Below are 6,186 nucleotides of genomic sequence, written 5' to 3'. Positions count from 1 at the left end.
GCGCATTCTACACTGCGACTTGTTGTTGTCAACGTTTTTCTTAATCTTTTTTGAAGATTTGAAATCGTTTAGAATCTCAACCAAACTACTCAAAGCATTGCTTTTTGCTGTTTGATGTCTCCCTGACAACGAGGACGCATTATAGGGAGGTTATTTTTATTCGCAAGCACTTTTATCAAAAAGTTTATTGTTTGGTTATAAATGCTACAAACCGCATAAGTATTGGCTTGTTTGTATAAAAAGTGTGATATTTGAGGCCTAGAGATCGATATTTGGAGAAACTATGAAAAATCTAAAGTCTTATAAAGGTGTAAAGCCGACACTGGGTAAAGGCGTTTATGTGGAAGAGAGTGCCGTTCTTTATGGCGACATTCATTTGGCTGATGATGTAAGCATTTGGCCTTTAGTTGCTGCGCGTGGTGATGTTAATAAAATATCCATTGGCGCACGTACCAATATACAAGACGGTAGTATTCTTCACGTCACTCGTAAATCAGAATCGAACCCCAACGGGTTCCCATTAATAATAGGCGAAGATGTTACCGTTGGCCACAAAGCGATGTTACATGGCTGTCAGTTAGGTGACCGTATATTAGTTGGCATGGCAGCTGTCGTAATGGATGGTGTCGTAGTAGAAGATGATGTCATTATTGGTGCCGGTTCAGTTGTTCCACCAAATAAGGTATTACGCTCTGGCTATCTATATGTAGGTAACCCTGCAAAAGAAGCAAGGCCACTTAAAGATGCGGAGAGAAAGTTTTTAACCGTGTCCGCTCATAATTACGTCAAACTAAAAGACGAATACTTGGAAGAACACGGTTAGGTCAGCTTTGTTCTTTATATAGAAAGCGGTGTTACAACATCGCTCTCAATTCCTGCCTTAATATTGTCGTATCGGGACGCACTTCATGGGTGATCTTAAAAGCCTCTGCAGCTTGTTCTATTAACATACCCAATCCATCTATAGCTTTGACATTTTCATAACAATGTTTTGCATGTTTTAGGAATAGGGTGTCTTCTTTGCTGTAAAACATGTCATAAACGCAATCGGCATTGATGAGTAATTGCTCCGGTATTCCCGGCAGTACACCATTTAACGAACTAGACGTTGCATTAATAATAATGTCGAAATGTGCTTCAAGCTCCAACCCAGGAATTGCACTTATTACTGAAGTAGGAGCGTGTTCTTTTACTTCTTCTACTATTTGATTTGCTTTGTGAATGGTTCTATTGGTAATTACTAATGACTTGGGGCTTTGTGCTAATAAAGAAGGAATACAACCTCGAGTTGCGCCGCCAGCTCCAATCACTAACACTCTTTTATTTTCGATTTGAACATTATGGTACAACAAATCCTGCACTAGGCCTTCACCATCAGTATTATCACCAAACGTTTTACCATCTTTAAAAATAAGTGTATTCACCGCTTTAGATAACATCGCTCTTGAACTGACTTCATCACAATACTCAAAAGCACGCTCTTTAAAAGGTAATGTCACATTAGCTCCACTAGTTTTAGCAGCTACTAATTCATCTAAATCCGACTCGAACGCATCTAATTCACAATGTTTGAGGTCATATTCAATTTTGATCCCAAACTGTTCTGCAAATTGTTTGTGTATAATAGGGGACTTAGAGTGTGCTATTGGGTTTCCAATGACATAAAACTGTTTCATACGAATTGAGCCATTACATGTTAAAGCAAATTAAAGAAAGGGTGCTAGGCAAGCGTACCACTGAAAATACAAAAGCCAAATACCAATCCCATTTGAGTCCGACGACTACGCCATATGAAAGGATGGGGGAAGAAAAGGTACTGCAACTAGCTAATACCTTTTACGACGTAATGGAACAAAACTCAAAAGCTAAAGAGCTTCTGGATATTCACCCACAACCATTAACGGCTATTAGGCAAAAGTTTTATGAATTTTTGAGCGGTTGGTTAGGCGGACCAAACCTTTTCATGGAAAAATATGGTCACCCTCGGCTTCGAATGCGCCACATGCCGTTTTCAATTGACAATAAAATGTATGAACAATGGATGTTTTGTATGGAACAGGCGCTGGATAAAGTACTAAGTGATGATCCTGTGTTAAAAGCGGATTTGCGAGTCAAATTTGATCAACTCGCACAACACATGATTAATCAGCCTTAATTACTTGTTTAAACCTAAATAGTCCTGTGGCTTTAGATATCGCTCGTATAATTTAGCTTCTAAAGTTCCAGGTTCTGGTTGATACTGGTACTCCCAGCGCACTAACGGTGGCATCGACATCAAAATAGACTCAGTTCGGCCACCGGTTTGTAGTCCAAATAAGGTGCCTCTGTCATATACCAAGTTGAATTCGACATATCGCCCACGTCGATATAACTGGAATTCTCTTTGTGCCTCACTATATGTATCATTTTTGCGTCGCTCAACAATAGGTCGGTACGCTTCAATAAAGCCACTGCCTACAGCCTTAGTAAATTCAAAAGAACGCTCAAAGCCCCACTGATTCAAATCATCAAAGAATAAGCCACCAACACCACGCGTTTCATTTCTGTGTTTAATAAAGAAGTAGTCATCGCACCAATCTTTATATTTTGGATAAACGTCTTCACCAAATGGCTTACACAAATCAAAAGCTGTCTGATGCCAGCTTACAACATCTTCTTCTTGAGGATAATAAGGTGTTAAATCAAAACCACCACCAAACCACCACACAGGTTCGGCCCCTTCTTTTTCAGCGATGAAAAAGCGGACATTGGCGTGTGTCGTTGGTATATGTGGATTTTTTGGGTGGATCACTAATGAAACACCACAAGCATTAAAGCTGCGACCTTGTAATTCTGGACGGTGAGCCGTTGCAGATGCAGGCATGTTTTCACCATAAACATGGGAAAAGTTAACGCCAGCTTGTTCGAATATATGACCTTCCTTTAAAACTCGACTGCGACCGCCACCACCCTCGGCACGATCCCATTCTTCTTGCTCAAAAGCCTTGCCATCCAGCTGGGTTAACGCATCACAAATGTTGTCTTGTAATGCCATGAAAAATGCTTTGGCTTGTTCTAACATCTTATGTTCTTGCAACATTAGCTCCTAAATATTTCACCAGTAATAGAATGTTTAATAACGGAAGGTTTAGTATTCCCACCTAACGCTTCATCAACGTAAAACGCGACCTTGTCTCCAAATACCTCTTTTGCTTCTTCGAGCTTCTCACATACCGGCGTACCTGTAATGTTGGCACTTGTAGAAACGATAGGTTTATTAAATGCCTTACACATTCTTTGGATTGTAGGGTGATCACTAACTCGAATCGCAATAAAGTCGCTTCCTCCTGTTACCCACTTAGGAGCAGTGGATTTAGCTGGTAACAACCATGTTACAGGGCCTGGCCATGAAGAAAAGATTTCAGCTCTTTTTTCAATTGGCACCGCCTCATAGTCAAAATAGTCGGTGCACTGAGAAACATTTTGAGCCACCAAAATCAGTCCTTTTTCCACAGGTCGCTGTTTGGCCTCTAATAGCTTAAGTACTGCTTCTTCGTTGTCAGGATCACATCCTATTCCCCAAACAGCTTCTGTTGGGTATACAACAAGTTCACCACGTGATAATGCCTCTATTTCATTTTTTGGAGGTTGATGTAAATCAAGATTTGCGGCATTAGACTGGTCAAGGGTTTGGTTTGTCATTGTTTTCTCATTCAATCTATATTTCAATATTGCTATGTATGCTCAGATAAAAAGTCTAGCTTTTAATCACAGACTTCAGAGTAATCGCACTCCGAATTTCCACATTTCAACTTATCGCCAGATTCTATTAAAAATTCGAAGTGACAGGAAGGGCAAGGCTTGGCAACAGGTCGCTCATTAATTAAGTAGTCACACTTAGGGTATTGGTCGCAAGCATAGAATGTCTTACCTTTTTTACCCGACTTCTGATGCAACTCTCCTTTTTTACAAACCGGACATTGAACAGGCTCATAATCCTCATCATCTGTTTCTTTAACAATAAAATGACACTCGGGGTAATTCATGCAGCCAATAAACATACCAAATTTCCCTGATTTAACTGCCAGATCACCTTCACACTCTGGACAGCAAACATCGTCAAGTATTTTCATGACCGCAACTTCGGCTTTTGCTTTTAGTGGCTTGATATAATCGCAAGAAGGATAGGTCGAACACCCCCAAAACGGGCCTGTTTTACTGGACTTGATTTGTAACTCTGAGCCGCACTTGGGGCAGTCAGGTTTTTGGTCTGTATTGGCTAGCGGCTCGTCGGAAGTCATTTGTTCCTAGAATTTGGGATATAAAGAAGTTGGAGTGGATCTTAGCCACTCCATACAGATACGCAATACTTATTTGGTGTCTTATCAAAATCTAAGGATTGAATACTTTTTGCAAGATCAATGGATGAAGCCAGATGGTTCATCAAAGACTAAATTTTCCATTTGCTCAAAGGCAGCTTCTTTTCCTGGCACATTAAATAGCACCATAAGCACGACCCATTTAAGGTCTTCTAAACCTATCCCTGTCTCTTCTAATTCCATAACGCGGTCTATGACCATTTCTCTAGTAGCAACATCTAAAAGATTAATCTGCTCTAAGAACAACAAGAAGCCTCGGCACTCAGTGTCTAGCTTCATCATTTCGTGCTGTGTATACACACGAGTGGTAAGGTCTGTTTGACCAATAATGAAAGGAGCGATGTCATTAGATTGCAGATCTGCTAGGTCTTCCAACCACATCAACGCTTTGTAAATATCGTCTTCATGAAAACCCGCTTTTTTGAGTTCTTTGGTTAACTCACCTTCATCAACCCAAAGCTCGGCGTTATCATTGACGATGTTTTCGAACAGGTACAAAAGGATATCAAACATAACAGGCCCCTTTGTTTATTTATTATTAGAGTTGGTTGCGACTCTACAATAGCCACCAGGTACTGCGGCTACTAGACCCTGAATTTCCAAATCTAACAGCTCAATTAAAACCTTTTCCATTGGCAAATTAGACCGCTGTGATATGACATCAACAGGCGTAGTGTCATAATCAACATTAGCTAACAAATTCGACTCTGCCAACACTTTTTTTACGACTTGAGGTGGGTTTTTGATCACCTCGGAGTAGTCTTCTAAGATATCGGCAGCACAGGTAATCAGTTTAGCACCTTGTTGAATTAACTCATGACACCCCGCCGAAACTGCATTAAAGATATTACCCGGAACGGCAAACACGTCTCGCCCCTCTTCGATGGCATGTTGCGCTGTAATTAAACTGCCACTTCTCGTTGCAGCCTCTACCACAACCGTACCCAATGAAAGCCCAGCGATAACTCGATTTCGCCTTGGAAAATTATATTGCTGTGGTTTTTCATTTGGTAAAAACTCACTAAGTATTAAGCCGTTCGATTCTTCAATCTGCTGTGCTAATCGTGCATGGCGTTTGGGATAAAGGTGCTGATGGCCACTCCCCATAACCGCTATGGTGCCCGTATTGTGAAAAGTACCTGCCAACCCTGCAGTAACTGCATTTACCGTCGCTTGGTGAGAAATCGCATCAATTCCCAAGGCTAAGCCTGAAGTAATACTAAACCCATTATGCACAAGTTCCTCGACTAAATGACGAGTCACTTGGCTTCCATAAGCCGTTGGGGTTCTCGAGCCCACAAATGCAATTTGAGCGGATTGGAGTAATTCGATATTGCCTTTGCCAAATAGCATGATAGGCGGTCGGCTCGTTTGTTTTAGGTGAGTAGGGTATTCATCAGATTCTATTGAGATCAGATGTATATTGTTTTCTCGTAAATATTCGAGTTGACCTGCAGCAACATTCCTGTAGTTCGCAAGAAAACTTTGTTGCTTTTCGCTTAATAGAGGTCGCTTTATTTGAGCCGTATTTTCTGATTCAAGTGCGAGTGTTGATCCAGCTCTGCTTTTGTCTTTTTGATCTAATACTCCCAGACTCTTTAAGTCATATACGTCTAATAAAGAGGGTAAATACGTCGAAAGCTTAGAGAGTGTCGCAATGCCAAGTTGAGGACACTGAAGCAGAGTTAACCACTTTAGAGCTTCGTCTTCATTTGGGGATGGTTTGGGCGTTGTATTAGGTGTTGAAACTGAAGAAAGAAGAGAACCATCTAACCAAGGAGACTCAGTGTCTGGTTCTCTTATAATATTTGTATTCAATGAGCTAGCA

The 6,186-nt window shown here is 40.9% G+C and carries 8 protein-coding genes; 2 read left to right on the top strand and 6 right to left on the bottom strand.

Annotation, left to right across the window (positions count from 1 at the left end; genetic code table 11):
* The first annotated feature begins 283 nt into the window (after nucleotides 1-283).
* Nucleotides 284-823, top strand: coding sequence for a gamma carbonic anhydrase family protein (locus AC4E96_RS01370; protein WP_490254674.1), 540 nt, complete (start codon nucleotides 284-286; stop codon nucleotides 821-823).
* A 31-nt stretch (nucleotides 824-854) separates the two neighbouring features.
* Here the strand turns inward: AC4E96_RS01370 and aroE are convergent, their stop codons facing one another.
* Nucleotides 855-1,676 carry a shikimate dehydrogenase gene (aroE, locus tag AC4E96_RS01365; protein ID WP_490254673.1) on the bottom strand — a complete coding sequence of 274 codons (822 nt, stop codon included), beginning with the start codon at nucleotides 1,674-1,676 and terminating at the stop codon, nucleotides 855-857.
* A gap of 17 nt (nucleotides 1,677-1,693) precedes the next feature.
* On the opposite strand from aroE, the gene AC4E96_RS01360 reads away from it, so the two are divergent.
* On the top strand, nucleotides 1,694-2,155 hold the full coding sequence (locus AC4E96_RS01360) for a group II truncated hemoglobin (RefSeq protein WP_490254672.1): 462 nt from the start codon (nucleotides 1,694-1,696) through the stop codon (nucleotides 2,153-2,155).
* Here the strand turns inward: AC4E96_RS01360 and hemF are convergent, their stop codons facing one another.
* From hemF to dprA, 5 genes are all read right to left on the bottom strand, one after another.
* Nucleotides 2,156-3,079: an oxygen-dependent coproporphyrinogen oxidase gene (gene hemF, locus AC4E96_RS01355; RefSeq protein WP_490254671.1), complete on the bottom strand. Its 924-nt coding sequence runs from the start codon at nucleotides 3,077-3,079 to the stop codon at nucleotides 2,156-2,158.
* Nucleotides 3,079-3,681, bottom strand: a complete 603-nt coding sequence (gene tsaC / locus AC4E96_RS01350; RefSeq protein WP_490254670.1) for an L-threonylcarbamoyladenylate synthase type 1 TsaC — start codon at nucleotides 3,679-3,681, stop codon at nucleotides 3,079-3,081. Before tsaC ends, hemF begins: the two co-directional genes overlap by 1 nt.
* Before the next feature lie 62 nt (nucleotides 3,682-3,743).
* Nucleotides 3,744-4,280 carry a DNA topoisomerase family protein gene (locus AC4E96_RS01345; RefSeq protein WP_488032987.1) on the bottom strand — a complete coding sequence of 179 codons (537 nt, stop codon included), beginning with the start codon at nucleotides 4,278-4,280 and terminating at the stop codon, nucleotides 3,744-3,746.
* A gap of 117 nt (nucleotides 4,281-4,397) precedes the next feature.
* The gene (locus AC4E96_RS01340) at nucleotides 4,398-4,871 is read right to left on the bottom strand and encodes a DUF494 family protein (protein WP_488032988.1); all 474 of its coding nucleotides are present in this window, start codon (nucleotides 4,869-4,871) and stop codon (nucleotides 4,398-4,400) included.
* A 15-nt stretch (nucleotides 4,872-4,886) separates the two neighbouring features.
* Nucleotides 4,887-6,176, bottom strand: coding sequence for a DNA-processing protein DprA (dprA, locus tag AC4E96_RS01335; RefSeq protein ID WP_490254669.1), 1,290 nt, complete (start codon nucleotides 6,174-6,176; stop codon nucleotides 4,887-4,889).
* Between the last annotated feature and the right edge of the window lie 10 nt (nucleotides 6,177-6,186).

The sequence above is a fragment of the Psychrosphaera sp. genome (assembly GCF_982872775.1).
This window is presented reverse-complemented; position numbering and strand designations above follow the sequence as displayed.

Coding starts and splice junctions, on each gene's coding strand:
- AC4E96_RS01345 (WP_488032987.1), bottom strand. CDS start 4,280: ATGACTTCCGACGAGCCGCTAGCCAATACAGACCAAAAACCTGACTGC.
- hemF (WP_490254671.1), bottom strand. CDS start 3,079: ATGTTGCAAGAACATAAGATGTTAGAACAAGCCAAAGCATTTTTCATG.
- AC4E96_RS01370 (WP_490254674.1), top strand. CDS start 284: ATGAAAAATCTAAAGTCTTATAAAGGTGTAAAGCCGACACTGGGTAAA.
- tsaC (WP_490254670.1), bottom strand. CDS start 3,681: ATGACAAACCAAACCCTTGACCAGTCTAATGCCGCAAATCTTGATTTA.
- aroE (WP_490254673.1), bottom strand. CDS start 1,676: ATGAAACAGTTTTATGTCATTGGAAACCCAATAGCACACTCTAAGTCC.
- AC4E96_RS01360 (WP_490254672.1), top strand. CDS start 1,694: ATGTTAAAGCAAATTAAAGAAAGGGTGCTAGGCAAGCGTACCACTGAA.
- AC4E96_RS01340 (WP_488032988.1), bottom strand. CDS start 4,871: ATGTTTGATATCCTTTTGTACCTGTTCGAAAACATCGTCAATGATAAC.